Source organism: Cupriavidus sp. P-10 (assembly GCF_003402535.2).
In the GTDB taxonomy this organism is placed as follows: Bacteria; Pseudomonadota; Gammaproteobacteria; order Burkholderiales; family Burkholderiaceae; genus Cupriavidus.
The window spans coordinates 2,754,897-2,781,005 of the sequence record NZ_AP025170.1 but is presented as its reverse complement, the minus strand read 5'-3'; the positions used below and the strand labels follow the sequence as shown (position 1 = coordinate 2,781,005).

General features: G+C 60.8%; 23 protein-coding genes. 8 read left to right on the top strand and 15 right to left on the bottom strand.

Annotation, left to right across the window (positions count from 1 at the left end; translation table 11 throughout):
- Window positions 1–50 precede the first annotated feature (50 nt).
- The 3 genes from CTP10_RS12815 to CTP10_RS12805 are packed head-to-tail and all read left to right on the top strand — an operon-like array spanning window position 51 to window position 2,968.
- On the top strand, window positions 51–1,073 hold the full coding sequence (locus CTP10_RS12815) for a glycosyltransferase family 2 protein (RefSeq protein WP_271815238.1): 1,023 nt from the start codon (window positions 51–53) through the stop codon (window positions 1,071–1,073).
- Between the two features lie 8 nt (window positions 1,074–1,081).
- Window positions 1,082–1,873 (top strand): glycosyltransferase, encoded by a 792-nt coding sequence (locus CTP10_RS12810; protein WP_116317913.1) that lies wholly within the window; start codon window positions 1,082–1,084, stop codon window positions 1,871–1,873.
- Window positions 1,874–1,882: 9 nt separating this feature from the next.
- Window positions 1,883–2,968 (top strand): MraY family glycosyltransferase, encoded by a 1,086-nt coding sequence (locus CTP10_RS12805; protein WP_116317912.1) that lies wholly within the window; start codon window positions 1,883–1,885, stop codon window positions 2,966–2,968.
- A 39-nt stretch (window positions 2,969–3,007) separates the two neighbouring features.
- On the opposite strand, the gene CTP10_RS12800 is transcribed toward CTP10_RS12805, so the two are convergent.
- Window positions 3,008–4,009, bottom strand: a complete 1,002-nt coding sequence (locus CTP10_RS12800) for a class I SAM-dependent methyltransferase (RefSeq protein WP_158577636.1) — start codon at window positions 4,007–4,009, stop codon at window positions 3,008–3,010.
- Between the two features lie 173 nt (window positions 4,010–4,182).
- Between CTP10_RS12800 and CTP10_RS12795 the strand changes: the two genes are divergently transcribed.
- Window positions 4,183–4,629, top strand: coding sequence for a hypothetical protein (locus CTP10_RS12795; protein WP_147316188.1), 447 nt, complete (start codon window positions 4,183–4,185; stop codon window positions 4,627–4,629).
- Window positions 4,584–6,233, top strand: a complete 1,650-nt coding sequence (locus CTP10_RS12790) for a hypothetical protein (protein WP_116317910.1) — start codon at window positions 4,584–4,586, stop codon at window positions 6,231–6,233. The genes CTP10_RS12795 and CTP10_RS12790 overlap by 46 nt, the downstream gene beginning before the upstream one ends.
- Here CTP10_RS12790 and CTP10_RS12785 read toward each other — a convergent pair.
- The 13 genes from CTP10_RS12785 to CTP10_RS12725 all read right to left on the bottom strand — a co-directional run bounded on the left by CTP10_RS12785 (window position 6,230) and on the right by CTP10_RS12725 (window position 20,927).
- The gene (locus CTP10_RS12785) at window positions 6,230–6,829 is read right to left on the bottom strand and encodes a hypothetical protein (protein WP_147316186.1); all 600 of its coding nucleotides are present in this window, start codon (window positions 6,827–6,829) and stop codon (window positions 6,230–6,232) included. The two genes, CTP10_RS12790 and CTP10_RS12785, sit on opposite strands and share 4 nt — an antisense overlap.
- Window positions 6,826–8,535, bottom strand: coding sequence for a hypothetical protein (locus tag CTP10_RS12780; RefSeq protein WP_116317908.1), 1,710 nt, complete (start codon window positions 8,533–8,535; stop codon window positions 6,826–6,828). The genes CTP10_RS12785 and CTP10_RS12780 overlap by 4 nt, the downstream gene beginning before the upstream one ends.
- A 3-nt stretch (window positions 8,536–8,538) precedes the next feature.
- Window positions 8,539–8,811 carry a hypothetical protein gene (locus CTP10_RS12775; RefSeq protein ID WP_147316185.1) on the bottom strand — a complete coding sequence of 91 codons (273 nt, stop codon included), beginning with the start codon at window positions 8,809–8,811 and terminating at the stop codon, window positions 8,539–8,541.
- A gap of 587 nt (window positions 8,812–9,398) precedes the next feature.
- Window positions 9,399–9,788: a GtrA family protein gene (locus tag CTP10_RS12770; protein ID WP_116317906.1), complete on the bottom strand. Its 390-nt coding sequence runs from the start codon at window positions 9,786–9,788 to the stop codon at window positions 9,399–9,401.
- Window positions 9,788–11,068: an NAD(P)/FAD-dependent oxidoreductase gene (locus CTP10_RS12765; protein WP_116317905.1), complete on the bottom strand. Its 1,281-nt coding sequence runs from the start codon at window positions 11,066–11,068 to the stop codon at window positions 9,788–9,790. Before CTP10_RS12765 ends, CTP10_RS12770 begins: the two co-directional genes overlap by 1 nt.
- Window positions 11,069–12,013, bottom strand: coding sequence for an NAD-dependent epimerase/dehydratase family protein (locus CTP10_RS12760; protein ID WP_116317904.1), 945 nt, complete (start codon window positions 12,011–12,013; stop codon window positions 11,069–11,071).
- A 122-nt stretch (window positions 12,014–12,135) separates the two neighbouring features.
- The gene (locus tag CTP10_RS12755) at window positions 12,136–12,900 is read right to left on the bottom strand and encodes an SDR family NAD(P)-dependent oxidoreductase (RefSeq protein ID WP_116317903.1); all 765 of its coding nucleotides are present in this window, start codon (window positions 12,898–12,900) and stop codon (window positions 12,136–12,138) included.
- Window positions 12,901–12,902: 2 nt separating this feature from the next.
- Window positions 12,903–14,201 (bottom strand): FAD-binding oxidoreductase, encoded by a 1,299-nt coding sequence (locus CTP10_RS12750; RefSeq protein WP_116317902.1) that lies wholly within the window; start codon window positions 14,199–14,201, stop codon window positions 12,903–12,905.
- The gene (locus CTP10_RS12745; protein ID WP_116317901.1) at window positions 14,201–15,670 is read right to left on the bottom strand and encodes a UbiA family prenyltransferase; all 1,470 of its coding nucleotides are present in this window, start codon (window positions 15,668–15,670) and stop codon (window positions 14,201–14,203) included. Before CTP10_RS12745 ends, CTP10_RS12750 begins: the two co-directional genes overlap by 1 nt.
- A 382-nt stretch (window positions 15,671–16,052) precedes the next feature.
- Complete coding sequence (locus tag CTP10_RS12740) at window positions 16,053–17,318, bottom strand: lipopolysaccharide biosynthesis protein (protein ID WP_116317900.1); 1,266 nt, start codon at window positions 17,316–17,318, stop codon at window positions 16,053–16,055.
- Complete coding sequence (locus CTP10_RS12735) at window positions 17,318–18,448, bottom strand: glycosyltransferase (protein ID WP_116317899.1); 1,131 nt, start codon at window positions 18,446–18,448, stop codon at window positions 17,318–17,320. Before CTP10_RS12735 ends, CTP10_RS12740 begins: the two co-directional genes overlap by 1 nt.
- A gap of 20 nt (window positions 18,449–18,468) precedes the next feature.
- Window positions 18,469–19,788: a sugar transferase gene (locus CTP10_RS12730; RefSeq protein ID WP_116317898.1), complete on the bottom strand. Its 1,320-nt coding sequence runs from the start codon at window positions 19,786–19,788 to the stop codon at window positions 18,469–18,471.
- Entirely contained in the window at window positions 19,788–20,927 is a 1,140-nt protein-coding gene (locus CTP10_RS12725) for a glycosyltransferase family 4 protein (RefSeq protein ID WP_116317897.1), read from the bottom strand. The genes CTP10_RS12730 and CTP10_RS12725 overlap by 1 nt, the downstream gene beginning before the upstream one ends.
- A 330-nt stretch (window positions 20,928–21,257) precedes the next feature.
- On the opposite strand from CTP10_RS12725, the gene CTP10_RS12720 reads away from it, so the two are divergent.
- The 3 genes from CTP10_RS12720 to waaA are packed head-to-tail and all read left to right on the top strand — an operon-like array spanning window position 21,258 to window position 25,046.
- On the top strand, window positions 21,258–22,643 hold the full coding sequence (locus CTP10_RS12720) for a phosphomannomutase/phosphoglucomutase (protein ID WP_116317896.1): 1,386 nt from the start codon (window positions 21,258–21,260) through the stop codon (window positions 22,641–22,643).
- The gene (waaC, locus tag CTP10_RS12715) at window positions 22,624–23,748 is read left to right on the top strand and encodes a lipopolysaccharide heptosyltransferase I (protein WP_116317895.1); all 1,125 of its coding nucleotides are present in this window, start codon (window positions 22,624–22,626) and stop codon (window positions 23,746–23,748) included. The genes CTP10_RS12720 and waaC overlap by 20 nt, the downstream gene beginning before the upstream one ends.
- On the top strand, window positions 23,748–25,046 hold the full coding sequence (gene waaA, locus CTP10_RS12710) for a lipid IV(A) 3-deoxy-D-manno-octulosonic acid transferase (protein ID WP_116317894.1): 1,299 nt from the start codon (window positions 23,748–23,750) through the stop codon (window positions 25,044–25,046). The genes waaC and waaA overlap by 1 nt, the downstream gene beginning before the upstream one ends.
- Window positions 25,047–25,054: 8 nt before the next feature.
- On the opposite strand, the gene CTP10_RS12705 is transcribed toward waaA, so the two are convergent.
- Window positions 25,055–26,098, bottom strand: a complete 1,044-nt coding sequence (locus CTP10_RS12705) for a glycosyltransferase family 4 protein (protein ID WP_116317893.1) — start codon at window positions 26,096–26,098, stop codon at window positions 25,055–25,057.
- Between the last annotated feature and the right edge of the window lie 11 nt (window positions 26,099–26,109).

Below are 26,109 nucleotides of genomic sequence, written 5' to 3'. Positions count from 1 at the left end.
ATGCCCACAAGGGTATCGACGCAGGAGCGCCGCGGCGCATTCATGGATCTATGCATTCTCCAGTTGATACGGCGACGGTCGTAGCACCTCTCACTTGCGGTATCGCCATGTGCACATGCAATGGCGGTGCCTTCTTGCGTGTGCAGCTGGAGTCGCTGGTCAACCAGAGCCGCCAGCCGCTGCAGGTTGTCATTAGCGACGACGCCTCGGATGACGGTAGCTGGGAAGTCATCGAGCAATGGGCACGCGAGGTGCGTGCATCGACGTCGATCGAGGTGCTGGTGCTGCGCAACGAACCCCGTCTGGGTGTGCGACGCAATTTCCAGCAAGCCATCGAGCAGCTCCGGACCGATGTGATCTTCCTGGCCGATCAGGACGATGTCTGGAGCGCGAGCAAGATCGAAGTGATCGCCTGCCGGATGGAGGCGCTGCCGGACGTGCTGCTGGTCCATACCGATGCGGATCTGATCGACGAGCAGGGGCGAGACTTGGGTAAGAGCTTGTTCGAGGCGCTCTGCATATCAAAGCTGGAACAGGACCTGATCGCGGAAGCACGCTTTTTCGAAGTCTACTGTCGCCGAAATCTGGTAACCGGCACGACGGCCGCATTCCGGCGCGAACTGCTCGCGCTTGCACTGCCGATTCCCGAAGACTGGATTCATGACGAGTGGCTGGCAGCGTGCGCGGCTGCCTCGAAGACGGTCGCGATGTTGCCGGATCGGCTGACGCAGTACCGGCAGCACGGGACCAACGCCATCGGCGTACCGACCAATCTGTTCGCGCGGCTGGTCCATTACGGTCGGCGGGTCAGGAAGACACCCCACGACGAGCATCTTCGCTATAAGCGCCGCCGCATTGGCGCGCTCCGCGAGCGGCTTGCCGGCTGTGTCGGCGTTGAGCCATGCAAACTGTCCCTGCTGGACGAGGCTGTGAGCCACTTCGATCGTCGCATTGCCTTCCCGCACGGACTGCCCGGCCGCGTCGCGGGGATACTGCGCGAGTTCCGCATGCACGGCTATCATCGATTCGCGGACGGCTATGGCGGCGTCCTGCGTGACCTCGTTCGCCTGTGAGGAGCGCAATGCATTTCCCGCAGCCAAGCTCCACATCGCCTCGCCTTACCGTGTCTATCGTCAGTCACGGCCAGGGCAGGTTGCTTGACCCGTTGTTGCGGCAGTTGCGCGATGCGGCTGCCGTGCTGCCGATGCATGTTGTCGTGACGCAGAATTTGCCGGAGCCACGGACGCAGATCGAATCGCAGACCGGCTTTGTGCTCGACTGGATCGAGAATGCCGTGCCGCGTGGATTCGGCGAAAATCACAACTCCGCGTTCAGGTTGTGCACGACGGAGTTCTTCTGCGTCATGAATCCTGACGTTCGCCTGACTCCAGAAAGCCTGACGCCGTTGCTGGCCAGCGTCGCGCAGAAGGCGGGCGTGGCGGGCCCGCGCGTCGTGTCTCCCGCGGGGCGCGTCGAGGATAGCGCCCGGCGCGTTCCCACGCCGCTGCGGCTGTGCAGTCGCTGGTGGCACCGTCAATTCGAAGCGGACTATGCCACCGAGCCGTCCGAGCAGCAGGTCGATTGGCTTGCGGGAATGTGCCTGGTCTTCGACCGGGCCACGTTCCACGCGGTCTCCGGCTTTGACGAGCGTTATCGCCTCTATTGTGAAGATGTCGATATCTGCCTTCGGGTGCATCTGGCCGGGCGCGCTGTCAGTTGGGTCCAGAATGGAATTGTCGTGCACGATGCGCAGCGTACGAGCCATCGAAACTGGCGCTACCGTATGTGGCATATTCGGAGCCTTTGTCGACTATTGAGCTCGGTCGCCTATTGGCGGTTTCGCATCAAGGGCCATAACAACAATATTCACTGATGGGCTGGCATGTTCGATTTCTTTTGGGTTCCATTAGCGGCATTCGTCATTAGTGCCTCTTTTATCTTCCTGCTGCGCCCACTGGCACGCGCTGGCGGCCTGGTCGACCGTCCCGATGCGCGCAAACGGCATGTAGGCGAAGTGCCTCTGGTCGGCGGCATTGCCGTCACGATCGCTGTGTTGGCGGGGGCCATGCTGTTCATGCGCGCCCAAGGCTACTACGTGGCCTTGCTCGGGGGGGTGACTGTGATGATGCTGATTGGCGTGCTAGACGATTCGCGCGGCGTACCGCCGGTTGCCAAGCTGGCGGTGCAGATCTTTGCCGCGATCCTGATGACGTCTTGGGGCGGGGTCTATCTGACGTCGCTCGGCGACCTGTTCGGCCGTCGCGAAATCGAACTGGCGAACTGGGGAATTCCGCTAACGCTGTTTGCTGCGGTCTCCGTCGTGAATGCGATGAATATGAGCGACGGGCTCGATGGCCTGTGCGGCGGACTCGCGTTCTCCATGTTCGCCTGGTTTGCCTATCTCAGCGGCGAGTTGGGAAATGGCGCGGCACAACGAATCTCCGTGATTTTCTGTGGCGCGCTTCTGGGCTTCCTGGTCTTCAATATGAGCACGCCGTTGCGCGGGAAAATGCGTGTGTTTCTCGGTGACGCCGGAAGCCTGGTGCTGGGTTTCGGGATCGTCTGGTTTGCCGTTGAATTATCCCAGGCGCCCTACAATTCAGGCCGCCATGTGCCGCCGGTGGTCATGCTGTGGGTTTTGGGCTTTGTGCTGATCGATTTGCTGGCGGTCGTGCTACGCCGCATGATGAAAGGCAAGAATCCGCTCGCCGCCGATCGAACGCATCTTCACCATATTCTGCTGCGCTTGAAACTAAGCCCGGATGCGATCGTGTGGATCATTCTCGTCAGCAATGCGCTGATGGGGCTTGTAGGCGTGCTGGGGTGGAAGCTGGGAATTTCGGAGCAGGTGTTGTTCCTGATCTTCCTGGCCGTAACGATCCTGCATTTGCTGGCAACGCGGAATGCGTGGCGCTTCGTTCGCTTCAGCCGCCGAATGATTTCACGACGTTGGCGTGGGCGGCCATAAAAAAAGGCTCACCAGGAGCCTTTTTATTTCATGCATTTCTTAATGACGGAATAGCCCTCGCACCAGACGCAGTGGCCATGTCATGCGATAGGACACGGAATTTTTCAACTGATTTGCCACCTCTTCGGACTGCCTCAGTTTGCCGCGTAGCGCCTCATTGTCCTGTGACAGGGTCTTGATGTCCTGTGACAGGGTCTTGATCGTCTCGGTCATGGTAGCGACTTCCTGCAACGCCTTGGAAATGACCACCTCGCGCTGTAATTCTTCGTTCAGTCCGATTTTTTCGCGCAACTCGACCGAAAGCGTCGCCACCTGCTCCCGCAGTCTCTGAACTTCCTGGAACTGCTCACGTCTTGCACGATCGAGTTCCCATCGCCGCAGAACGGAATCGCCCAGACTGGCGAACATTTCCTTCGTATATTGCAGTAACTTCGGTTCCTTGGCGATCTCAAGCAGCCGGGTCACCGCGGGACTCTGATTTTTTCCCACCAGCAGCACTCCCAATCCTGCCGAATGGTCGAACTCGACACCCGGGTACTGTTTGGTGAGTTCGCTCCAATACTGCCACACGCCAAATCCACGTTCGCGGACGTTGGTGTCGTGGAAAATCACTATGGCGCGATCCGAAAGCTTTGGCAGCCAGGTCTCAAAATCATGGCGTACAGCGTCGTAGGTGTGCAGGCCGTCAATATGCAAAAGATCGACCGTGCCCTCTGCAAAATATTCTGCTGCCTCATCGAATGTCATTCGCATTAGGCGGGAGAAATTTGCAAAGTTGTCTTCGTTGAACTTGGCGAGATCGAAAAACACATCGTCACCATAATATCCGGCGTGTTCATCACCTTGCCAGGTATCGACGGCATAACATTTAGTGTCGAGATGCTCAGCAGCCACGGTTTGGCAGAGTGCGGCATACGACATTCCAGTATGCGATCCCAGTTCAACAAAGATACGCGGCTTGGTTTCAGCCACTAACCATGCGCCAAATGGCACATGTCCGGTCCACGCGCTCAAAACGAGTCGGGTCGGTTTGATGAACATCGCTGCGTTCGTCGGAAAGCTAGAGAGAGTTCCTCCCATGAGAAGTCCGCCTTGAAGATGCATTGGAAGCTCAACATTGTACCTCGATCGCCGTGGTGGCGGTGAGTGACGCTACTGTGCCCCGATTCTCCGTCGTAAGTCGCTTGACCTCCTTACGGGCTAGCAGTGCCGCATTGTCGAACGAAGCTAGAGCCGATGCCGGTTCATCCGGGTGCACGCACAGGATCCGGGTGCACGCACAGGATATACTCCTGTCCTACCCGAAGAAGGAGAAGACGTTGTTGCGGAAATGGGAAAACGAATCGACGCTCGGTTTGATGGTGGTAATGTTAATGTCAGCGGTCGTGCTGCTTTTCGTGATGCCATGGGCCCCTATATTTCCTGGCGAGGATTTGGAACGTTCGTGGCAACTCGGCTTGAACTATGCAGCAGCTAATGGTCTTCGTTTCGGTTCGGATGTCATTTTTACGTTCGGTCCGTTCAGCGCGGTATATACCAGGAATTATTATCCAAATATTTTTTTCTGGGCGCAGTCTGTCTCCGCGTTGCTTGGCTTTGTTCTACTCGCATGTAAATGGCGAATGCGGCCCATGGATGCGGCAATACCTCACATTTCGTAGTCTGGGCATTCGCGATCACGATCATCTGCGTGCTATATCTGCGCGACGCCCTATTCTTGTTTTCACCATACCTTGTACTTTGCAGTCTACAACAAGATAAGCATGATTCGACGGGCATCGGCACGATATCGCTTTTCGGACTGATTCTATTGGCAGCTATCAGCCTGGTAAAGCTGACATTCGCGATTGCGAGCATCTCGATACTTTGCCTATCGCTCTTTCTGCCAGGGAAGGCGTGGCAGCGAGTTGCACCGATTGTGCTCTACCTGCTTTGCTTAATGCTCCTTTGGGTTTTTTCTGGCCAACAACCGGCCGATCTTCACGCCTACTTCGTCGAGGCGATTCCGATCGTCTCCGGTTATACGGATGCGATGTCGCTGGATGGATCCCTACTGCCCGTCGTGTTGTTCGTTGTCGGTGCGGTCATCGCATTCCTCATTTCCGTCGCCGCGCGAAGGTCGGTGGAGGCATTGGCAATGCTGATGACGTTATTCTTCTCGTTCAAAGCCGCCTATGTACGGCAGGATATCCACGAGGTCATCGCCGCCGGTACGCTAATGCTGATCTCGCTGTGGCATGTCGGTCGGAAGCCGGATGTCCGGACGATGGGGCTCGTGCTGATTTCGCTTGTGCTCTGCTGCTACAGCATACGGGTTCAGGCCAATCTCGGTCCCCGGCAACTGGCGGAAACGTGGGCGCGGCATGCCGAGGAAAGTCTACTTGGGGTTATAGCCCTAGCAAGCGATCCGCATTCATTTGAAAAGCGGTTTCGCCGCGATTTAAAGGAAATTGCGCGCCAACATCCGGTGAAGGGAAAAGGCTCGCTGGATAGCTACTCGTACCACCAGACGGCGGTGATAGCTAACGGTGCGGTATGGAATCCAAGGCCTGTAATGCAGAGCTATTCCGCCTATACGGCAGCACTGGCTGAGGCCAACGCCACCCACTTGTCACAACAGACGAGACCTGACCGTCTGCTGTTTCATGTCGAGCCGATCGATGGGCGCTTTAGCTCGATGGACGACGGCAGGAGCTGGCCGGAGATCTGGAGTCACTATTCTTTGACTGGGCTCACTTCGGCGGGACTCTTGTTCCAGGCGGAGGACAAGCGACACATGAAGTACGCGAGGGTGACGCATCTTCGGGCGCGGCTAGGCGATGAGGTTTCCATCGCAGAGCGTCGGGGAGAGCTAGTCTGGGTTAGGGTGGAAATGAAGAAAACCCTTTCGGGGAAACTGCTCGGGTTGCTCTTTCGCCCACCTCATCTGCGGATCGACGTAAAAGATGTGAGCGGTCGCTGGGTAAGCTATCGATACCTAGCAAGCGTCGGCGAAGGCGGCTTTCTGTTGTCGCCCAAAGTCAACGATAGCCGGGAATTCGAGAAACTGACACGAGCCATCGAGCAGGGAGAGGCGGCGCCTTACTCGGTCGATGCCTTCCGCATTGCGCAGTCCACGTCGTGGATCCAAGCCTACGAGCCGGAGATTGCCATGGAATTATCGACCCTGGAGTTTGAGGTGAGACCCGAAGTGGGTGCCGCAGCCAGCATGCAAACGGAAACGGCGATCCAACCGCAAAGCCCAGCCGCGCATCGTTGGCCCTAATTGCTGGGAGCGATGCGCGGGTCTCTCCAGTTAGTCCAGATCCCGTCGCTTCGCGCCATTGTGTGCAGGGAAACGACAAGCAACTTGCCTTCGAACTGGCTAACATCAATGGCCAGATCATGCCATCGGTCCGTGACGTTGCGCGGTCCTGACAGGGTCAGCTCGACGGACTTCGCTTCCTCTGGGGTCGCCGCCGTTAGCTTCATTACGACCGGCTCCATGACGGCGCCGGCATTCCACACGGGGTCGATACGCACATGAACGATCAAGGTCGATGGCCCGTGGACCGGCACCTTACGCATGTGGACAGCGTGCCCGGTCTTGAGGAAGATATCTTTGTGCTCGAAGTTACCCTCGATTGTTCTCAAATCGGTGTTGACGCCACCGTTGACCTTGGCGGTACGGCTCCCTTCGATTTGCGGCCACATCGCAAGCTCAACGGTCTGCCTATTGGTACGGAATCCGCCATCATGAAGTAAGTGGAGTAAAGCAGTCGGACCCAACGTGCCAGCGAGCAGCACTGCTGCCGTGGCGGACAGGCAAGCACGACCTGGAGTACTGAAAAGCAACTGTCCAAACGGCAGTACTCTCATCATCTCACCGTACTCCATGATCCGTGCGCTGACATGCGCATACGCATGGCGACGACGCCGAGCACAGAAGCGACGAGGGCGATGCCGACGAGCCAGACATAGAATTCATGGAATTCGCCTGGGTAACGCAAGCTCGGGTAGCGCGATAGATAGACAAGCCAATACTCGAAACCGACGAGATTCAGCAGCAGGATGGATGCCTTCGCGCTCATGGATGACAGCCCTGCACCAACTGCCAGTACCATTGGAACCAGCGCGAACAGCATAATGCCAAGGATGAAGTGATCGTCACGCCGATAGAGCGCCATGCCCGGAATGAGTGGTAGCAGGAAAAAAGCAATGACCGCCAGAGACAGCTTCCAATTAGTGCCTAAGGATCTCGCCATGCCAACTATGGCGACAATGCCAGCGGTAACACAAAAACCAAACAAGGGGCGATTCATCTGCGTCAAGAACAGTGCAGAGGCAAAGCTTCGCCAAGTGAGTTCCTGATGCTTATACGAGAACGATCCCAGCCAGATGAATAACTCATACGGAACGAGCGCCTTCAAGAGATTCATGAATGGCAGTGAGGAGAGATTGCCTGCTGTCGTTTGACGATAGAAATTCCGTGCGATCTCTTCGATGCCATGGTGAAAGCCATGCGAGACGGAAACATCATAAAGATAGTAAAGGCGCAGCGCAGAAGAGTCTCCGGTCAATCGTTCCGCTACGAACCATAGTCCCGGGAATGCCGCTGCAATTGCCAGGACACTGCCTGCAGCAGTCAGGCGCTTCGGGACCGTTGGGGCGCAGAATATCAGATATAGGATCAGGACCCCGCAGAGCGAAAGATGCGCCCACAGGAACGAGCCGTGAATCAGAAAGGTAATCCCGCTCATAACCGCTGCGACAAGATAGCGACCGCTTAACATCAAAGCGGCGGCACAAACGGCTACATAGACACCGAACAACTTCGGCCAAGTTCCTGTGATATTGAATACGAGCGCTGGTGACGCGAGCACAATGAAGTAAAGCACCACCCGCGCATCGTGAGCCACGAATCGGCGGCCTATCCAGGTCACGGCGAGCGCAATATTGGCATTAAGCCAAGTCCAGAGCGCAATGTAAAAATACAGTAACTCTGCAGGGAAGAGATTGTATTCGCTGCCCGGTGGACGTCCGATACCGGTCAAAGCGCCAAGTGTAATCAAACCGCCGAGAAAAGGCCTGTCGAAAAGTGAAAAGTTTTGCAGATTGGCCAGGCTTTTCCCATACAGGAGATATTGCGCCTGCCAAAGGGCCTGCGGCGAGTCGCCAGGTGTAATGGCGGTCAACCGGTAGAGCGTCCAGAACAGATTCTCGCCCCGAGCTGCGCCATACTCGAACGAAACCAGAATGGCGAAGCAAAACAACCCATAGGCCCAGTTCAGACCCAAAGAGGGCCACGCGGTCTTGAGGTCCAGCTGGGTTTTCCTCCAAGTCAGCCCCAGAAATATGCAGATTGCCGGAAGGACAAACTTGACGATGCGTGCATCGACGGACAGCGCCGCCGCCGTGATCAACGCGTGGGCGAGTACGCCAACGATGGGAGCAAGCAGGATTCGAATATTGTCATCGAGGGTACAGGATTGCAGCCATGATCGCCGGAGAATTCGGGCGCCCAGTAGCAACATCACGGCCTGATAGCCAATCGCAAAAAGGATGGCCAGGAATATGACTCGGGTCATTGACTAGTACGCCGATTTGGCAACTGCCAGGTGGAAGATCGTGTATTCCGCTGTGTGAAAAGCCCGGCGTGCTGTGTTGGTGATGTATTCGATGGAGCCGTCGGTTGCGGTCAGGGAGCGATGAAGGTCCGCGTCTGCACGGTGGCGGTGTTCGCTTTTTGCGCTGGTCTGGTCGATGCGCACGGACATCCGATCTGTCGGATCCGCGACCTGCAGCAGCGCCGAGTATGTGCGGACGAGCGGTCGGAATGGGGCAATTCTCGAATGGTTGCTCATACTATCCTGCGGGCTGAAAATGGCGGCCGATACGGAACGGAAAGTATAGCCACGGAACCGCGATGGCTGTTGCGGCTGGTCGAATCGCGTCGTTCATGTGCGACGTCGTCGAGATAGAGTAAAGCTTTTCTTGCGGGTTCATTGCCGGATTCATTTATTTTAGGTAGTTCATAAATACAAAAATATTGCGTTGGCCGGCCATGCTCGCTGCCGGGTTTGCTGCGAGCGGTGCATTCGCGCTCTTGCATTGGCTCTATTGTCGGTATCTGGGAGTTCAGATCGGATTTCTGCGTGCAGAGTCGGGGCTGTACTTGAACGTTGCATTTGCAAGGACCGGGCACCAGATTTCATTTATCCGCGACTACATGCTGAAGTCCTGCAACGGGCACTTCACTCCGGTGTTCTTTATCGCAGAAGCTGCTGCAAGCCAAACGAAGTCGGCTGGTATTTTCGCCAGATGTTTGTCAGCGGTGCGCTTGCGATCGCGATCAACTGGGGGCGCAGACGAGAACGCCGATGAGGAGGCAGGGGGACGCACGGCAACATCGATTGTCGAGGCCCCTTCGGCGCCGGTCGGCCAGCGCCTTCTAGCGGAACGTAAACCGCTTGTGTCCCACATAACTGGTGAACACCGGCACCGCCACGCCCACGAAATGTGCGATCTCCTTTGCGTACCAGGTCATACCCAGCGCCGGCAGTACATGGTACGCCAGCACCATGCTGACCGCCCAAGTTTGCGCGACCGCTGCCACGTTGACCAGCGTGAATATCAGCGCCGAACGTCCGGTAGATTGCGTCGAGGTGGTGAAGACAAACATCTTCGCCAGCACGAATGCCGTCACCATGCCGGTCAGGTATGCAACCACGATCGCATACGAGTACGGCATCCAGAGGTTATAGAAAATTCTGCTGCTCCAATTTACGACAGCGGCGAAGCCACCGGTCAGTAGGAACAGTAGGAATGTGCGAGATGGCATCAGAGCATCCTGGCCATCTTGCGGGATAGCCCGATGCTCTCCGAGATGCCCCGGTCCTCCGGATAGTAGTATGAAGTGTCTGCGACTAGCAGGCCCTTTACCGGAAGCTGGATCGGTGGCAGGCGGTCGAGATATCCCGGCTCGCAGATCGGTTGCGCGAAGCGATAACGGCTGGCACGGACTTCAATGAAATCGCTTTCCTGCAGCGACGGGTTGATCTTCATAAGGTAAGACTTCACCTTGTCTATGAAGACGTTGTCGGGTTCTTGGTACTTCGGATGCTCGCCTGGCACGTAGTATGGTACGTAGACGATGTGATCATCCATCTTGCGCAGGTTCGTGTATTCGACAATACCCGGGATGTCCATGTTGGGGTCATTGACATTGAGCCAGAAGTTCTCCGTGACCGGTTTCTTCAACTTGGCAATGACGCAGACGACCGCAACGTTCTTGACGTTCTTGAACTTGTCGAGCACGTCCGTGGGCAGATCGGGCATGATGCGGGGGACATAAGGGAGCGGTACGGTGCTGATCACCTTGTCATAGCTTTCCACGCCACCTTTGGTCTCTATACCCTTGACGATGCCATTCTCGATGACGACGCGCTGGACGGGCGTGGACAGGCGGAACTCGCCCCCACCGGCAATGATGGCGTCGCGCATGGCGTTCAGCAATGTGTCCGAACCGCCGTCGAGATAGCCAAGCTTCTCGTGGAACAGGTTATAGCGTGAGCGGCCGATTCGGCGGATGCGGCTCCAGATCCAGGCTGCGGACAGGTTGTCGGCGTAGTCGTAAAACTTGTAGTCGAACAAGCGCCGCCAGAGAACTTCCCACGCCTCTTCACCGATCCAGCGACGGATCCAGCCGGTCGCCTCGACCTTGTCGAGGGGGCGCCAGTCGTTGCGCTTGGTCGACAGGAAGGCGTGCAGGCCATAGCGGAACTTGGCGAAGAAGCTAAGGCCCTTGAACTTCAGCAGTGCGATCGGATTGCCCCATGGCTGTACTTGTCCCTGAAAGTAATAGCCCATCCTGGTTTCGCGCCATTGCAGCTTGTCTGTGAGGCCTAGTTCCTTCAGCACTTCGAAAAAGGCAACGTCCGACGTTGCATGGAAATGGTAGTAGCGTTCGATCGATGTGCCGCCGAAATCGAAACAGGCTGCCATGCCCCCGACGCGGTCATCGGCCTCGTAAATGACGGGCTTATGGCCATCGCGCACGAGTTGGTAGGCAGCACCCAGTCCCATTGGGCCGGCGCCGAGTACGGCGATGCGTTGCGACATTCAGAACTCCAGCACCACGCGGCTGTAGCGCGGATCGTTAAAGGTTTCATCGACAGCTTTCTTGAACGGGGTCGAATCGACGCCGAAGATGCCAGGCCAGTCGATGACTTCGAATTCGTCCTTGGCGCTAAGTGCGGCGAGCTGTTGCGTCGTGAACGGTGGATTCTTGTCGAATAGCGACCAAGTCCACAATAGCGCATAGAACAGCCCATACGGGATGCGGACGATTGGCGTTTTGGAGCGGGTCGCCCGCTTGATTTCGCGGATGATGTCGATGTAGTTGACCTTCTCGTGGCCGGAGATGTTGTACACACCTGCGCCGCGTCGGTTCTCGATGCAACTGATGATGATGCGGCAGAAGTCGCCGACATATAGCGGTTGGCGCATATAGCGTCCGTTCCCAGGGATCGGGAAAACCGGGACTTTCTGCATGAAACGCGAGAGCCAGCCGAGGTGCTTGCGGTCAAACCAGCCGAACATTAGCGTTGGGCGCAGCACAGGGCAAGGGATTCCACTGGCCAGCACCATGTCTTCCTGAGCTTTCTTGCTGCGTGTGTAGAAATCATCGGCCACCGATTCGACAACAGATGAGCTGATGTGCACCAAGTATGGCACGTTGTTCGCCTTGATAGCATCGAGAACCACGCGTGTCGAGTCGACGTTATTTCGGACGAAATCCTGCCAGTCGGTGCCACCGATCTGGGCTTGCAGCATGACAACGACGGATGCGCCTTCGAAATGTTTGAGCCATTCGCCGGTGGATGCGACATCGACGCACTCGACATGGACATCGGGCTGCGTCTTCTTGAGCACGTCGACGTTGGTGCGGTGCTTGTCCAGCACCACGATGTTCGTATAGCCCAGATCACGCAGTCGGGCTACGAGGTTTTGTCCGACCAGGCCGGCTCCGCCCGGAAGGATGATCTTGTCATTCAGGTTCTTCACGCTTGTCTCAATCAATTCAGACGGGTTTGTATATGCACTTGTCTAGGCCCGGCGGACGTCGCCTGATACGGTATTGGCTATTGCGCCAGCCAGGCCGGTCTCCGACTCCGGTGCGATGGTCGTCAGATATCCATCCGATCAAACACGAACCGCGGCAAATGGCGGATCACCATCATGATCACTGCCCACTTGCCTGGCGCGTAAACTACAGGCATGCCCGCAGCCATGCCATTGACAATACATTTAGCGACATCCTCGACCTGGGCCATCTTGCCGGTTTGTGCTGTCAGATGTGCGGTCATTGGCGTCGCGGTAGGCCCTGGCTTGATCAGCACGACTTTCACGCCAGAGCGCTTCGTCAATGCCATGCGATGCTGCAAGCCTTGTGCGTAGCGTGTCACCAGGCCTTTTGCGGCGCCGTAGACATAGTTAGATTTGCGGCCACGGTCACCGGCGACGGAGCCGATGATGCCTAGCGTGCCTCGGTTGACGGCAGCCATCTTGCCGGCGAATGCTTCGGCAAACAGCACGGGCGAAATGCCATTGATGTGCATGGCTTCGTTCGCCATTTCTAGGTCCTGTTCGCACTGATCCTGGTCGGGCAGTGTGCCGTGTGCAATCAGAACGATGTCGATGGGGCCGGTTTCGGCGAGTTCGTTCGCGAGATGACGGATTGCGGCGGCATTGGCGAAGTCCGCTTCGACGATCCGAACCGCCGCGCTTGGGCCGCGCACTCGCAGGTCAGTGGCGATAGTTTCCGCCTTGCTGCGGTTGCGGACCACCAGCGTGAGATCTGCGCCGGGTTCAGCGACCCAGTTGCGGGCGCAGTGTTCGGCGATAGCCGACGTGGCGCCAACGATTACGATTCGTTTGTTCTGGTTCTGCAAGTTCAGTGTCCCAAGAGTCGACGTGACAGCGCGGAGCTGATGCCCGGGTCACGGTAAGCAAGGAATTCCGTCAGGCGGGAGTAGCCGGATTCGAAGAGGTCGCGTGGCATTCGTGCGTCCTTGGCTGGGTAGAGGCGCCCCTTAGCACCGCGGACGATGGCGTCTAGACGATCGAACAGCGCCATGGTCTTTTCGCCCCGGTTGGGGAAGTCAAGCGCGAGTGTCACGCCCGGCTCTGGAAAGCTCAGCATGCCAGGTGCAACTCGCTCGCCGAAAGTCTTGAGCACGGCGAGGAACGAACCCTCACCAGAGCGGGCGATTTCCTGCAACATGGCCTGCACGGCGTCGCGCCCCACCGAGCGTGGCACCACGCTCTGGTACTGGAAGAATCCGCGCGGTCCGTACATCCTGTTCCACTCGTGAAGATTGTCGAGCGGATAGAAGAAGGGTTCGTAGTGGGCGACGCCGCGGCCTGCTTTCCACTTGTTTAGGTGGAAATAGGTCATGTTGAACGGACGTAGTGTCAAGCCGTTGACAAGAGATACCGGCGGCACGAAAGGCATGGTTCTAACCCGACTCTTCGGTTGGGGCCCGTTCGCCGTTTCGCTCGGATTGCCACGCATGAATAAGCCGCGCTGCTTGCCAGCACTCAGGCAGTCGATCCAGGACACGGTGTGTTCCCACCCGGCTTCCGAACCGTCCGCGATCTCGAAGAATTCGTCGAGGCTGGCGTACGGTACTGTCTCTGTGTCGAGCCATGGGCCGCTGACTCGACGCAATTGCAGTTCGGCGGTGACAACAACGCCGGTGAGTCCGAGGCCGCCGATGGTGGCGGCGAACCAGGGCGCGTTCTCGTCGGGGCCGCAATCGAGCTGGGTTCCATCGGTACGTACGAGAGTCAGCCGGCGGACGTTGTCACCGAACGTGCCGAACACGTGGTGGTTCTTGCCATGCACATCGTTTGCAATGGCGCCACCCACGGTGACCAACTGCGTGCCCGGTGTCACCGGCAGCATCCACCCGCGCGTTACGGCGAGACGCTGGATGTCGCGCAGCAGCACCCCTGCTTCGCAGACGATTCTGCCTTGCGTCTCGTCGAAGGCAATGAAGTGGTCCAGTGCCGTGGTCTTCCACAGCACATTGCCAGGGTTTAGGCACACGTCGCCATAGCTGCGGCCCATTCCATGCGCAAGGCCTGGGCGCGGCCCGGCGAGGTGGCTGGCGATGCTTGAGCGGTCGGTCAGCAGCTGGACGTCATGTTCCCATCTGCCGAGACGGCCCCACGAGGTGACAGTGGTCATCACCAACTCACCGTTCCCGCAATCAGTGCCGCAGCGAAGGCAAGTCCGGCGATCTGGCTGGCGCGGTCCTTGACTGCGAAGATCAGCGGATCGTCATGCATTTCTCCACGATGGGCCTTCATCCACATCCAACTGATCCAGAAGAGCATGACAAGCACTGCGCCCCAGACAAACTCGGGGGTCTGGTAGAGCATCAAGACCGAACTGCTATCCAGGTAGAGCGCCAGAACCAGCACCGAAGCGATGCCGGAGCCGATCCCAAGCGACTGGATAAGCGAGGCGTCGGTAGTGTAGTAACCACGGCCGTGGACTTTCTGTTTTCCACTCTGCAACTGAACTTCGAGTTCGGCATAGCGCTTGACGAAGGCTAGCGAGAGAAACAGAAAAATGGAGAACGCCAGCAGCCAAAACGTCATCGGGAGCGTTGCCGCAGCGGCACCAGCAATGATGCGCAGCGTGTAGAGCAAGGCTAGCACCATGCAATCAACCAGGATGATTCGCTTGAGTGCCAGAGAGTAGACGCAGGTGACGACGAAGTAGACAAGCAGCCAGGGCAGGAAGTTGCCACCGACGAATAGTGCCAACGCCACGCTGATCAGCAGCAGCACTGGCGCTACTATCACGCCTATCCATGCAGGAACCTGGCCTGACGCAAACGGGCGGTATCGCTTGCGGGGATGCTGGCGGTCGCTTTCCAGGTCGAGTAGATCATTTGCGATATAGACGGACGACGCACAAACGCTGAAAGAAAAGAATGCCAGGATCATTGCGATCCAAGTTGTGCCGTTGGTCAGTTCGTGGCCGGCGAACATTGGCACGAACAGCAGCAGGTTCTTGAGCCATTGGTGAACACGTAGCATGCGACGCCACGCCGTGAGGCTGAGACCTTCTGCAGGAAATACGCGCTCAACCTTGCAACAGTCGCTTGCTGCCTTAGCGAGGCTGGCGGAACCGTTTACAACAATGGCATTGCGCGCGCAGCGCCAGACCGTGATGTCGGCACTCGAGTTGCCAACGTAGTCGAAGCCTGCTTGCCCGAAACGCTGGTGGAGAGCGGCTGCTTTGTTGGGGCCGGCAAGGTTAGTAACTCCGTCACTAGCCATAACCTCATCAAAGATGGTCAGGTGCTCGGCAATGGCCAGTGCCACTGACTTGTCCGACGCTGTGCACAGGATTAGCTTGCGGCCTGCAGCCTTTTGAATCTTGAGCCATTCAAGCAACTCTGTGTTGTACGGCAGAGAGGCGGGATCGATGTTTACGAGTGCAGCCAGGCGTGCTTTGAGTACAGCTTTCCCTCGCGAAAGCCAAACCGGCATGCGCAGGATGTCGGTCGGGCTGTCACGCAATACGCGCAAGGCAGATTCGTGCAGCATGTCTGTGCGAATCAGCGTACCGTCTAAGTCGACTACAAGTGGCATGGCAACCACGAAACCCCTCCCTGAAATTGTTTTCTGTTTCCTTTCGTGCATGACCCTACGGATGCCCCCTACTAAGCTGAGAGCTCTCGTTAGTTTGTGTTGTCATTGCACGAATTTCTTCGTACGGCGTAGCGCGCAAGTAACTCTCGCCGGAAGCCCGTTCCGGCACTTGGGCTTGCCACGTTGCTTGCCCGAGCAACGTATTATCGGCCCGCAGCGCGCATTTTAACCGGATCCCCTCCATGCGTTGGCGATTGGCAGGTTAAGTGCGCGCCACAATGGCATGCTAGGTTGCATTCAAGCCATGGCGTAGCCTTTGCGGGGGCGGCTAATTTCGCTGATGAAGGGGTATTAGAAGGGCACGCGCGTGACCACAGGGCTCACGGTCACGGCAATGGAATCAGCGCAGTCAAAACCCGAAACCAGTGATTGGCTAGACTTTTGCGCCGGCCTCCCGTCGAGAGAGCACCGCCGGTTCCTGTCGCAACCAGACAAAGAACCCGAAAAGCACGGCCAGCAAATTGGCCGCCGCGTACCCCAAAATAGCTCCCCGTGCGCCAAAGACCGGGATGGCAGCTACATCGATGGCTATCGTGGCTGCGCACACCAACCCCCATTTGATGGCAACCAGATGCGGCCGGCGCATGTAAATGGGTAACAGCGTCAAGGCAACATCAGCAAAGACGAGGGTCGAGGCGAGAGCGGCTAACTGCAGCAGAGAGGTGGCCTCGGCAAATGCCGGGCCGTAGAGCAAATCAACAATCCAGTGAGCGCAGGCAGCTATGGCCAGCCCGCCTGCCAGTCCAACGGCGAACATCCCGCCGGTGATCTTCATGATGTTGCGCCGCGCCTGCGCGAGAGTGGGCTTAGCATAGACATAGATAGGAGCAATGCCAGCTGACAAGATCGTTGCAAGCACGACAAAATTGTCGAGGATCTGCATCGAGGCCGCATAGGCGCCGAACTCCGTCAACGGGACCAGCGGCTTTAGCAGCAACTGGTCCACGCGCCGCGATCCCATCATCAGCACGAAGCTCACCCAGAACAAGGTCCCGCTTCTCAAAAGATCGCCAGCGAGCGCCGGGTCAGCCTTTACATGAGTGCGTGGTGCGCGGGTTAGGTAGTACAGAGTCAGAAGGATCGCAACAAGGAGCGGCTCGATGGAGAACGCGGCCGCATAGGCAGGAACGCTCTGGTTGCCGACCCAGAACAGCAGTGCTACGCAGGCTGCCTTGACTGCCAGCGATGAGACATTGAAGACGGCATTGGGCCTGGTCGATGTGCGTGACTGCATCCAGGCAGTCACCACGCCAAACGGTTCGCGCAGCATGACCGCAACGCCCAGGATTAGCGTTGGCACCCAGATATCCGGACCTTGGCCTGTGACCAGCAGAAATGCGCCGATCAGCAAGTAGGCAATTACGCCGGCCCCGAAGCGCAATCCAAATGCATGCATCAGCAAGCGATGCTGGGCAATCGGCTCAGTGCTTGCGACCAACCGAGGGATGATCACTTCTGCGCTGCAAATCAACGCAACGGACGCAGCGATATAAACCACTGCCTGCGCGTACTGAAAATGTGCGAACCCCTCTGGTCCCAAACCTCGTGCCAACATGGCCACGATGCCGATGCCGCCGGCTACCTGGAGCCCTCGCTCGATCAGCATCCAGGCAAGGTTGCTGGCAACCTGACGCCGCATCAGGACGGCTCCGCGCAGGTTATGCCGCCATGGGCGTTGGCCACAGCCGCATAGCATGCCAGCCATCGGTGCGCGACAGCGTCCAGACTGCAGTGCACTAGCACGCGCTGGCGGCGGCGGGTCTGGTCCGTGTCGGATCCGGGGCCACGCGCCAGGGCGTCGGACATGGCTTTGGCGAGAGCGTCCTCGTTACCGCGCGGAACGATGGTCCCGGTATCGCCAAGCAGTTCAGCCACGCCAGCCGCATCGGTGGCAACCACCGGGCAGCCGCAGGCCAGCGCTTCGCCTACGGCCAGCGGCATGCCTTCCACGTCCGAGGACAACACGAAGAGGTCAGCGGCATTGAGCAGGGCGGGGATGTCTCGGCGGGTACCGGCCAGGGTGATGAAGTTCTCCGCGCGATGGTGGCGGATGGCTGTTTCCAGTTCGCCGTGCATCGGGCCTTCTCCCGCTATCAGCAGGCGGGTGTCGGCGTGTTCGGGGTCTTGCGCCATGGCGGCAAATGCTTGGACTAGCCTGAGTTGGGCCTTCTCTGGCACCAGGCGGCCAATATTGACCACCAGCCTGGTGCCAGTTTCGATGCCCAGCGTCTTGCGGGAGGCTTCCCGCAGTGCCGGATCCGGGTGGAAGCGATTGGTGTCGATGCCATTGGGCATGACAACGATACGTTCCGGCGCCACGGCGCCTGCGTCGATCATCGCCTGCCTGGCGCTTTCACTCACGTGCGAGTTCAATGCCGCCCAGCGGTCGGTCAGCCGATAGGCCAGCATGCGCAGGCGCCCGCCTTCGCGGGCGCTGTGCGCCGTGCAGATAACCGGGGGTGCAGTCGTCAGAGCCGCGAGTGTGCGGCCCAGCAAGTTGGCATGCACCATGTGGGCATGGATGACGTGTGGCCGCCACTGCCTTACGAACCTGTTCAATTGCTGCAGGGCGCGCGCCATGGACGGCACCGTCTTGCGCATATTGAGATGAAGGACGGTGATGCCTTGTGGCAAGGTCACCTCACAACCGGGCGTGAGGCTCACGATCGCGACGTCGTGACCCTTCCGGACGAACGCTTGCGCCAGGCCGGCCACCTGCTGTTCAGCGCCGCCTGTCTTCAGTCCGGTGGAAAGCAGGAGAATGCGCATGCGCCGGGTAAATGGGCTAGTCACCGAGCCCCATACCCCGTCGCCAGCGTCCGCAACGTCTTCACCGCAATCAATAGGTCCAGCGCCAGCGAGCAATGCTTGACGTAATACAGGTCATAGCTCAGCTTGGTCACCGTTTCCTCGTGACTGCCGGCATAACCTTGCTGTACCTGCGCCCAGCCAGACAGGCCCGGGCGGACCAGGTGGCGATAGGGGTAATAGGAAATGGTTTCGGAGAATTCTTCGACCATCGGCACCTGTTCCGGCCTCGGTCCGATAAAGCTCATGTGGCCGAGCAGCACGTTCCACAATTGCGGGATCTCGTCCAGGCGGTATTTGCGGATGATGCGGCCGACTCGGGTCACGCGCGGGTCCCGGCGCGTGGCGAACATGGCGGGTGCGCTGCTGTCGATGCCCATGCTGCGGAATTTGAGCATCACGAAAGGCTTGCCGAACAGGCCTGTGCGCTGCTGGCGGAAGATCGCGCCACCGGGTGTTTCAAGGCGAATCGACAGCGCAACGATGAGCCCCACCGGCACGGCCAACGGTGCCAGGCAGAGCACCGCGAGAATATCGATGGCCCGCTTCAAATAGCCATACAGATAATGCGCGGCATAGTCGTCCAGGAAATTCTCATCGATATGCGCCAGCCCCACGCGTCCAGTCAGCATCTCGCCAACGCGCTCGACCGAATACATCCGCACATGACTCATCTTGTAATGCGCAAGCAACCGCGTGCGCTCCGGATCGCCAGTCGCGCTGCGATCCACCATCAGCCCGTCGAAATGCCCGGCGTCTTCCAGTGAGCCGACCGGTTCAAAGCGCATGCGTGCCGCCGGGGCCGCGCCGGGCATGGCAAGGATGCCTTCGAGCTGGGCGAGGGTGTGCGGATCGGTGTACCCAAACAACGGCACGTAGTTATGCACGTAGCGCCGATAACCCGCCCAGATCCAGCCAAGCGTAATGAGATACGAGAGCAGCAGGGCGCCGCGCGAATATTCGATATGGAAGGCCGCGAAGCCAAACAGCAAACCGGCAAAGGGCAGTGTCACGGCCAGGCCGACCAGGCTGTTGCCCTCCATCGCCGGCAGGTGCAGGGAGCGGTGGAGCAGCATGAATGCCGCCAGGTACGGCATCACCGACCACAACAGCGTGCGCGTGAAGACATAGGTGACCAGGCCGGACCGATGCGCGGCTTCGGCGAACACGCCGCTGAGCGCAAACAGCGTCAACCCGAGCACTGCCCAGGCGAGCATCCGGCTGACCCGGCGCATGGTCTCGGAACCGCCGATGCGGCCTCGCAAGGCGTGGCGGCGCAGGCTGTCGGTCTTGGTGTTCATCATGTCGGCACCCGCGTGCTGGCGGGGAGTCTGGGCAGGGCATCGCGATAGACTTGCCACGTTGCCTCGGTCATGCGATCCAGCCCATAACACTGTTCCCAGCGGCGGCGCGCGGCGATGCCGAGTTCCGCCCGCAATGCGCCGTTGCCCGCGATGCGCGCCAGCGCAGCGGAAAACGCGTTGGCGTCATTGCTGTCGACCAGCAGGCCATGCCGTGGGCCCTGGATCTGCTCTCGGATGCCAGGCAGGTCCGATGCGATCACCGGCAGCCCGGCCCGCATCGCTTCGAGCACCGACAACGGAAAGCCTTCGTGGTCCGAAGCCAGCACGAACACCTGTGCCGATGCCAGCAAGCCCGCGATGTCGGCGACATTGCCCGGAAACGCCACGCGTCCCGGCGCAAGTTGCGCGGCGAGTGCTTCCATGGCGGCGCGTTGCGGTCCGTCCCCGGCCAGCACCAGTTCGCAGTCGGGAAGGTTTGCGTGTGCGAAGGCGCGGATCAGGATGTCGGGCCGCTTTGGCGCCGCGAAGCGGGCGACCATGACGATGCGGCGCATCGGGTTGGCAGGGGAGGCGCGGGTGGCGGCGTCGGCGATCCCGTTGGGGATGACGGCGATACGGTGGGCGGGGATGGGGAGTGACTTGGCCAGCTGCTGCTCGGCTTCGGCCACGCAGATCAGCCGGCTGGTCAGCGGTGCGAGCAGCCATTCCGCAACGCGTGCCGCCAGTCGCTGGCGCGTGGGTGCCTGTGGCTTGAAGGCAAAACCGTGCACGGTGTAGACCACCGGAATGCCAAGGAGCGCGCCGGCGATGCGTCCCAGCGCGCCAGCCTTGGCGCTGTGCGCATGGATCAGGTCCGGGCGCGCCTGCTTCAGGGCCTGCAGCAGTTCCCGCAAGGCACCCACCGCGCGCAAGGGCGACAGAGCGTTGTCCAGCCGCGCCAGCCGGATGATTTGCGCGCCGGCGCGCCTGGCGATGTCAAACAGCGGTCCATCGCCGCCAGCCAGCAGGATGAGGTCGGCATCGGCCGGCGCCGCCTGCACCAGGTCGGCAACATGCGACTGCGCCCCGCCGATCTCCGAGTTGGTGATCAGATAGGCGATGCGCAGGCGCGGCGAAGGCTGTGCGGCGGACGTCAAGTTTGCTTACGAAATTTGCTAGGCCGCAACCGCCACGTGGCCCGAAGATGCCGGGGATCTATGGCATTTTCGGGTGGTCGGGCGATCGCTTCCGGGGCCGATGTGCCCGGACGGTGAAGGGCGCGGCCTGGCGGGCGGCGAAGTGTAGCCTCAGGTGTAGGACAGACGCTGAAAGTTGCGCTTGTCCGGTATATTCCGGCGATTATACCGCCCGCCAGTCGCGCAATCCGGCAAAATACCCCCCTTTGGTTCTTTCCAAGAGCCCTATCCGGTATCGCCGGCGCGCCCTTGCGGTGTGCGGCGTGCCCGACAAGACTGACAGGAAGCCACATGCAAATCGATCCCTCCATCTTCAAAGCCTATGACATCCGCGGCATCGTGGGCAAAACGCTCACCCGCGAGGTCGCACGCCAGATCGGACTGTCGTTCGGCTCTGCGGCTGTGGAGCTGGGTGAGAAGTCCATCGTGGTCGGCCGCGATGGGCGCCTTTCCGGCCCTGACCTGCTGGGTGGCCTGGTAGAGGGCCTGCGCGCAGCCGGCCTGGACGTAATCGACCTCGGCATGGTCGCCACCCCGATGGTCTACTTCGGTACCAATGTCGAGCTCGATGGCGTCCGTGCTACCTCGGGCATCATGGTCACCGGCAGCCACAACCCGCCCGACTACAACGGCTTCAAGATGGTCCTCGCCGGCCAGGCTATCTACGGCGAGCAGATCCAGGCCCTGCGCCAACGCATCGAAGCCGCCGAGTTCACCAGCGGCAACGGCACTTACAAGCAGGTCGATGTGCGCCAGAAGTATCTCGACCGCATCACCAGCGACGTCAAGCTCGTCCGCCCGATGAAAATCGCCCTCGATGCCGGCAACGGCGTGGCCGGCGCCTTCGTCGGCGACCTGTTCCGGGGCCTGGGCTGCGAGGTAATCGAGCTGTTCTGCGACGTCGACGGCAACTTCCCGAACCACCACCCCGATCCGGCGCATATCGAGAACCTGCAGGACCTGATGAAGGCCCTGCGCGAGACCGACTGCGAACTGGGGCTGGCCTTCGACGGCGACGGCGACCGCCTGGGCGTGGTGACCAAGGACGGACAGGTGATCTTCCCGGACCGCCAGCTGATGCTGTTTGCCGAGGAAATCCTGTCGCGCAATCCGGGTGCGCAGGTGATCTACGACGTGAAGTGCACCGGCAAGCTGGCCCCGTGGATCCGCGAGCACGGCGGCGAGCCGCTGATGTGGAAGACCGGCCATTCGCTGGTCAAGGCGAAGCTGAAGGAAACCGGCGCGCCGATCGCTGGCGAGATGAGCGGCCACGTGTTCTTCAAGGATCGCTGGTATGGCTTTGACGATGGCCTGTACACCGGCGCCCGCCTGCTGGAGATCCTGTCGCGCCATGCCGACCCGAGCGCGGTGCTGAACGCGCTGCCGAACGCCAACAACACGCCGGAACTGCAGCTCAAGTGCGCGGAAGGCGAGCCCTTTACGCTGCTTGACAAGATCAAGGCGAACGCGAAGTTCGAGGGCGCGCGCGAGGTCAACAAGATTGATGGCGTGCGCGTGGAATATGCCGATGGCTTCGGCCTGGCACGTCCGTCGAACACCACGCCGGTGGTGGTGATGCGCTTCGAGGCGGACAACGACGCCGCGCTGGCGCGCATCCAGGCCGAGTTCAAGCGTGTGATCCTGGCCGAGAAACCGGATGCTCAACTCCCGTTCTGAGCGCACGGCGGTGCCGCCGGCACCGCCAGCTTCGCCCGATGCAGTCGGCGCGGCCGGCGTGGCGCAGCCCATGCCGGCCGCGGTGCCGTTCACGCTGCCAGAGCGGCCGCGCATCCTGCTGGTCAAGGTGTCTTCGCTCGGCGATGTGGTGCACAACATGCCGTTGGTGCACGACCTGCGCGCGCGCTGGCCCGGTGCCGAGATCGACTGGGTGGTGGAAGAGGGCTACGTGGATCTGGTGCGCCTGTTGCCCGAGGTGCGGCGCGTGATCCCGTTCGCGTTGCGGCGCTGGCGCAAGCGCATCCTGCAGGGCGCGACCTGGCAGGAAATGGGCGCCGTGCGCGACGCCTTGCGCCAGGAGCGCTACGACGCCGTGATCGAAAGCCAGGGATTGCTAAAGACCGCGGTGGTGGCGCGCGTAGCGACGCGCGCGCCCGGAGCGCCGATCATCGGCCTGGGCAATGCGACGCAGGGCTCGGGTTATGAGCCGGCGGCGCGCCTGTTGTACACGGACGCGGTGCGCGTGCCGCGCCAGACCCATTCAGTGCAGCGCTCGCGCCTGCTGGGCGCGGCGCTGACCGGGAGCGCCCCGGCGGAGCCGCCAAGGTTTTTTGGGCAGGCGGCGCAGGTGCTGCATGTCGACGATCCGTTGTGGGCCGACCTGCCGGCGCGCTATGCCGTCTGCTTCCACGCGACAGCGGGGGCGCGCAAGAAATGGGCGGTGCAGAACTGGCACGCGCTGGGCAACCACCTTGCCGCTGAAGGGTTGACGATGCTGCTGCCGTGGGGCAACGACAAGGAGCGCCAGGCCGCCGAGGAGATTGCCGCGGGCGTGCTGCAGGCCCGCGTGCTGCCGAAGTTCTCGGTGATGCAGGGATTTGGCCTGATCAACCGGGCCGAAGTGGTGATCGGCGTCGATACGGGTTTGGTCCATATCGCGGCGGCGCTGTGCCGGCCGACGGTGGAAATCTATACCGCCACGTGGCGCTGGAAAACCGAAGGCTATTGGTCCGACCGCATCGCCAACGTCGGCGACGACGGCGTGGTGCCGTCGGTCGATGAAGTCTACGAGGCCGCCCGCCGCGTGCGAGGAGTGGCTGCCTGATGCTGCGCCTCGTCTATAGCCTGTTGTGGGTGGCGGTGCTGCCGCTGGCGCTGTTGCGGCTGGCATGGCGCGCGCGCAAGGAGCCCGGCTACCTGCATCATGTCGGCGAGCGGCTGGGCGCGTATGGCAGCCTGCCGAACCAGGGGCCATGGCTGTGGGTCCACGCCGTGTCCGTGGGCGAGACCCGTGCCGCGCAACCGCTGATCGAGTCATTGCTTGGCGCCTATCCGCACCATCGCCTGCTGCTGACGCACATGACGCCGACCGGTCGCCAGACCGGAGCGCAATTGTTCGGCAACGAGCCGCGCATCCTGCAGTGCTACCTGCCGTACGACCTGCCGTGGCTGGTGCGGCGGTTCTTGCGGTATTTCCGGCCTGAGGCGGGGATGCTGATGGAAACCGAGGTGTGGCCGAACCTGGTGCGCGGCGCGCGCAAGGCGGGTGTGCCGCTGTACCTGGTCAATGCGCGCCTGTCGCCCCGCAGCTTCCGGCGCACGGCGCGCTTCGGGCGCGCGGCGGCGGCCATGTATCGGGACTTTGCCGGCGTGCTGGCGCAGACCGCTGGCGATGCCGAGCGCTTTCGCGCGCTGGGCGTGCCGGCGGTGCAGATCACGGGCAACCTCAAGTTCGACATGCAGCCGCCACCCGCAGGCATGGCGCTGGGCGAGCGACTGCGCAAGGCCTTCGCGGGGGCTGGCGGTCGCCAGGTGCTTGCTGCCGCCAGTACCCGCGAAGGCGAGGAGCCGCTGCTGCTCGACGCCTTCTCGCGCTGGCAGGCGCTGGCCGGCGACGTGCCGCGTCCGGTGCTGCTGCTGATCCCGCGCCATCCGCAGCGCTTCGATGAAGTGGCGGCGATGGCGGCGCGCGCGGGGTTCTCGGTGGATCGGCGCAGTGCGCTGGATCTCGATAGCGAAACGGCGCCCGTGGACGCGGATATCCTGCTGGGCGATTCGATGGGCGAGATGGCGATGTACTTCGCCGCGTCGGACCTTGCCTTTATCGGCGGCAGCCTGTTGCCGCTGGGTGGGCAGAACCTGATCGAGGCCTGCGCGGTCGGCACGCCGGTGCTGATCGGCCCGCACACGTTCAACTTTGCGCAGGCGACCGAAGACGCCATTGCCGCGGGCGCGTGCGTGCGCGTGGACAATGCGGATGAACTGGTGCGTACCGCCGGCAGCGTGCTGGCGGACCGGGCGCGGCTGGCGGATATGAGGGCGCATGCGCAGACCTTTGCCGGGCTGCATCGCGGTGCTACCGTGCGCACGCTGGCGGCACTGGCGCCCGCGCTGGAACACTAAGCCGCCAGTCAGGGTGCCGCCGGCGCCTTGATCAAGGCATCCCACTGCAGCGCGATGCGCTCGAGCGCAAAGCCGGCGGCCTTGCGGCGCCCGGCGCCGGCAAGCCGGGCGGCGGTCGCCGGCTCGCGGATCACGGTCAGCAGGGCCTGCGCAATCGCGTCCGCGCTGCCTGTCGCGACCACCAGTGCATCTTGTCCGGGCGCAAGCAGCTCGCGTGGGCCGGTCTCGCAATCGGTCGAGACGATGGGCAGGCCAAATGCCATGGCTTCGATCAGCACCAGCCCGAAGCCCTCGTATCGCGAACTCAGGCAGAACACGGATGCGCGTCCGTACGCCTGCTCCGGATCGTGGCAGATGCCCGGCATGCTGACGCGATCCTGCAAGCCTAACTCAGCGATTAGCGCGGACAGGGCAGGTCGTTCCTCGCCCTCGCCGTGAATCAGCAATTGCCATTCCGGCGCCTGCGCGGCGACTTGCTGCCAGGCGTGCAGCAGCATGTCGAACCCCTTGGCAGCAACCAGCCGGCCCATGGCCAGGACGGTCTTCTGCTCGCGCGGCGCCGGCTCGGCGGGCATCGGGAAAGGCAGGGGGTTTGGCAGGCAGACAATGTCGCTGCGCGGCTGCAGCGCTTCGCGCCAGCGCTGGCGGTCCCGCTCCGTCAGCACCACGACCTGCCGGCAGAAGCGCGCCGCCAGCCGCCGCGCCAGCTTGCGCGCCGGCTTGCCGAGGTCCTCGTCGAAGTGGCAATGCTCCCAGGCGATATGGTGCAGGCCCAGGCCGGCGGTGGCGGGAAGCACGAACAGGGCGAGCATGGTGTCGACCTGCACCAGCACGTCGGTCTTGTGCGTGCGGCAATGGCGGCGGATGCCGGCCACGGTGGCCAGGTAAGCACGCTTGAACGAAGGCCGCTGGGCAAACAGCGCTTCATGCCGGATGCGCGGATCGAGCGCGAACTGGCTGGCCTTGTCCCACAAGCTCAGAATGGTCACGTTATGGCCGAGCGCGGCCAGCGCATTGGCAAGCGTCGCCGTCATGCGTTCGGCGCCGGCCATGGCGTTCAGCG

Coding starts and splice junctions, on each gene's coding strand:
- CTP10_RS12815 (WP_271815238.1), top strand. CDS start 51: ATGCATTCTCCAGTTGATACGGCGACGGTCGTAGCACCTCTCACTTGC.
- CTP10_RS12810 (WP_116317913.1), top strand. CDS start 1,082: ATGCATTTCCCGCAGCCAAGCTCCACATCGCCTCGCCTTACCGTGTCT.
- CTP10_RS12805 (WP_116317912.1), top strand. CDS start 1,883: ATGTTCGATTTCTTTTGGGTTCCATTAGCGGCATTCGTCATTAGTGCC.
- CTP10_RS12800 (WP_158577636.1), bottom strand. CDS start 4,009: ATGTTCATCAAACCGACCCGACTCGTTTTGAGCGCGTGGACCGGACAT.
- CTP10_RS12790 (WP_116317910.1), top strand. CDS start 4,584: ATGGCGAATGCGGCCCATGGATGCGGCAATACCTCACATTTCGTAGTC.
- CTP10_RS12785 (WP_147316186.1), bottom strand. CDS start 6,829: ATGATGAGAGTACTGCCGTTTGGACAGTTGCTTTTCAGTACTCCAGGT.
- CTP10_RS12780 (WP_116317908.1), bottom strand. CDS start 8,535: ATGACCCGAGTCATATTCCTGGCCATCCTTTTTGCGATTGGCTATCAG.
- CTP10_RS12775 (WP_147316185.1), bottom strand. CDS start 8,811: ATGAGCAACCATTCGAGAATTGCCCCATTCCGACCGCTCGTCCGCACA.
- CTP10_RS12770 (WP_116317906.1), bottom strand. CDS start 9,788: ATGCCATCTCGCACATTCCTACTGTTCCTACTGACCGGTGGCTTCGCC.
- CTP10_RS12765 (WP_116317905.1), bottom strand. CDS start 11,068: ATGTCGCAACGCATCGCCGTACTCGGCGCCGGCCCAATGGGACTGGGT.
- CTP10_RS12750 (WP_116317902.1), bottom strand. CDS start 14,201: ATGACCACTGTCACCTCGTGGGGCCGTCTCGGCAGATGGGAACATGAC.
- CTP10_RS12745 (WP_116317901.1), bottom strand. CDS start 15,670: ATGCACGAAAGGAAACAGAAAACAATTTCAGGGAGGGGTTTCGTGGTT.
- CTP10_RS12740 (WP_116317900.1), bottom strand. CDS start 17,318: ATGCGGCGTCAGGTTGCCAGCAACCTTGCCTGGATGCTGATCGAGCGA.
- CTP10_RS12735 (WP_116317899.1), bottom strand. CDS start 18,448: ATGCGCATTCTCCTGCTTTCCACCGGACTGAAGACAGGCGGCGCTGAA.
- CTP10_RS12730 (WP_116317898.1), bottom strand. CDS start 19,788: ATGAACACCAAGACCGACAGCCTGCGCCGCCACGCCTTGCGAGGCCGC.
- CTP10_RS12720 (WP_116317896.1), top strand. CDS start 21,258: ATGCAAATCGATCCCTCCATCTTCAAAGCCTATGACATCCGCGGCATC.
- waaC (WP_116317895.1), top strand. CDS start 22,624: ATGCTCAACTCCCGTTCTGAGCGCACGGCGGTGCCGCCGGCACCGCCA.
- waaA (WP_116317894.1), top strand. CDS start 23,748: ATGCTGCGCCTCGTCTATAGCCTGTTGTGGGTGGCGGTGCTGCCGCTG.
- CTP10_RS12705 (WP_116317893.1), bottom strand. CDS start 26,098: ATGGCCGGCGCCGAACGCATGACGGCGACGCTTGCCAATGCGCTGGCC.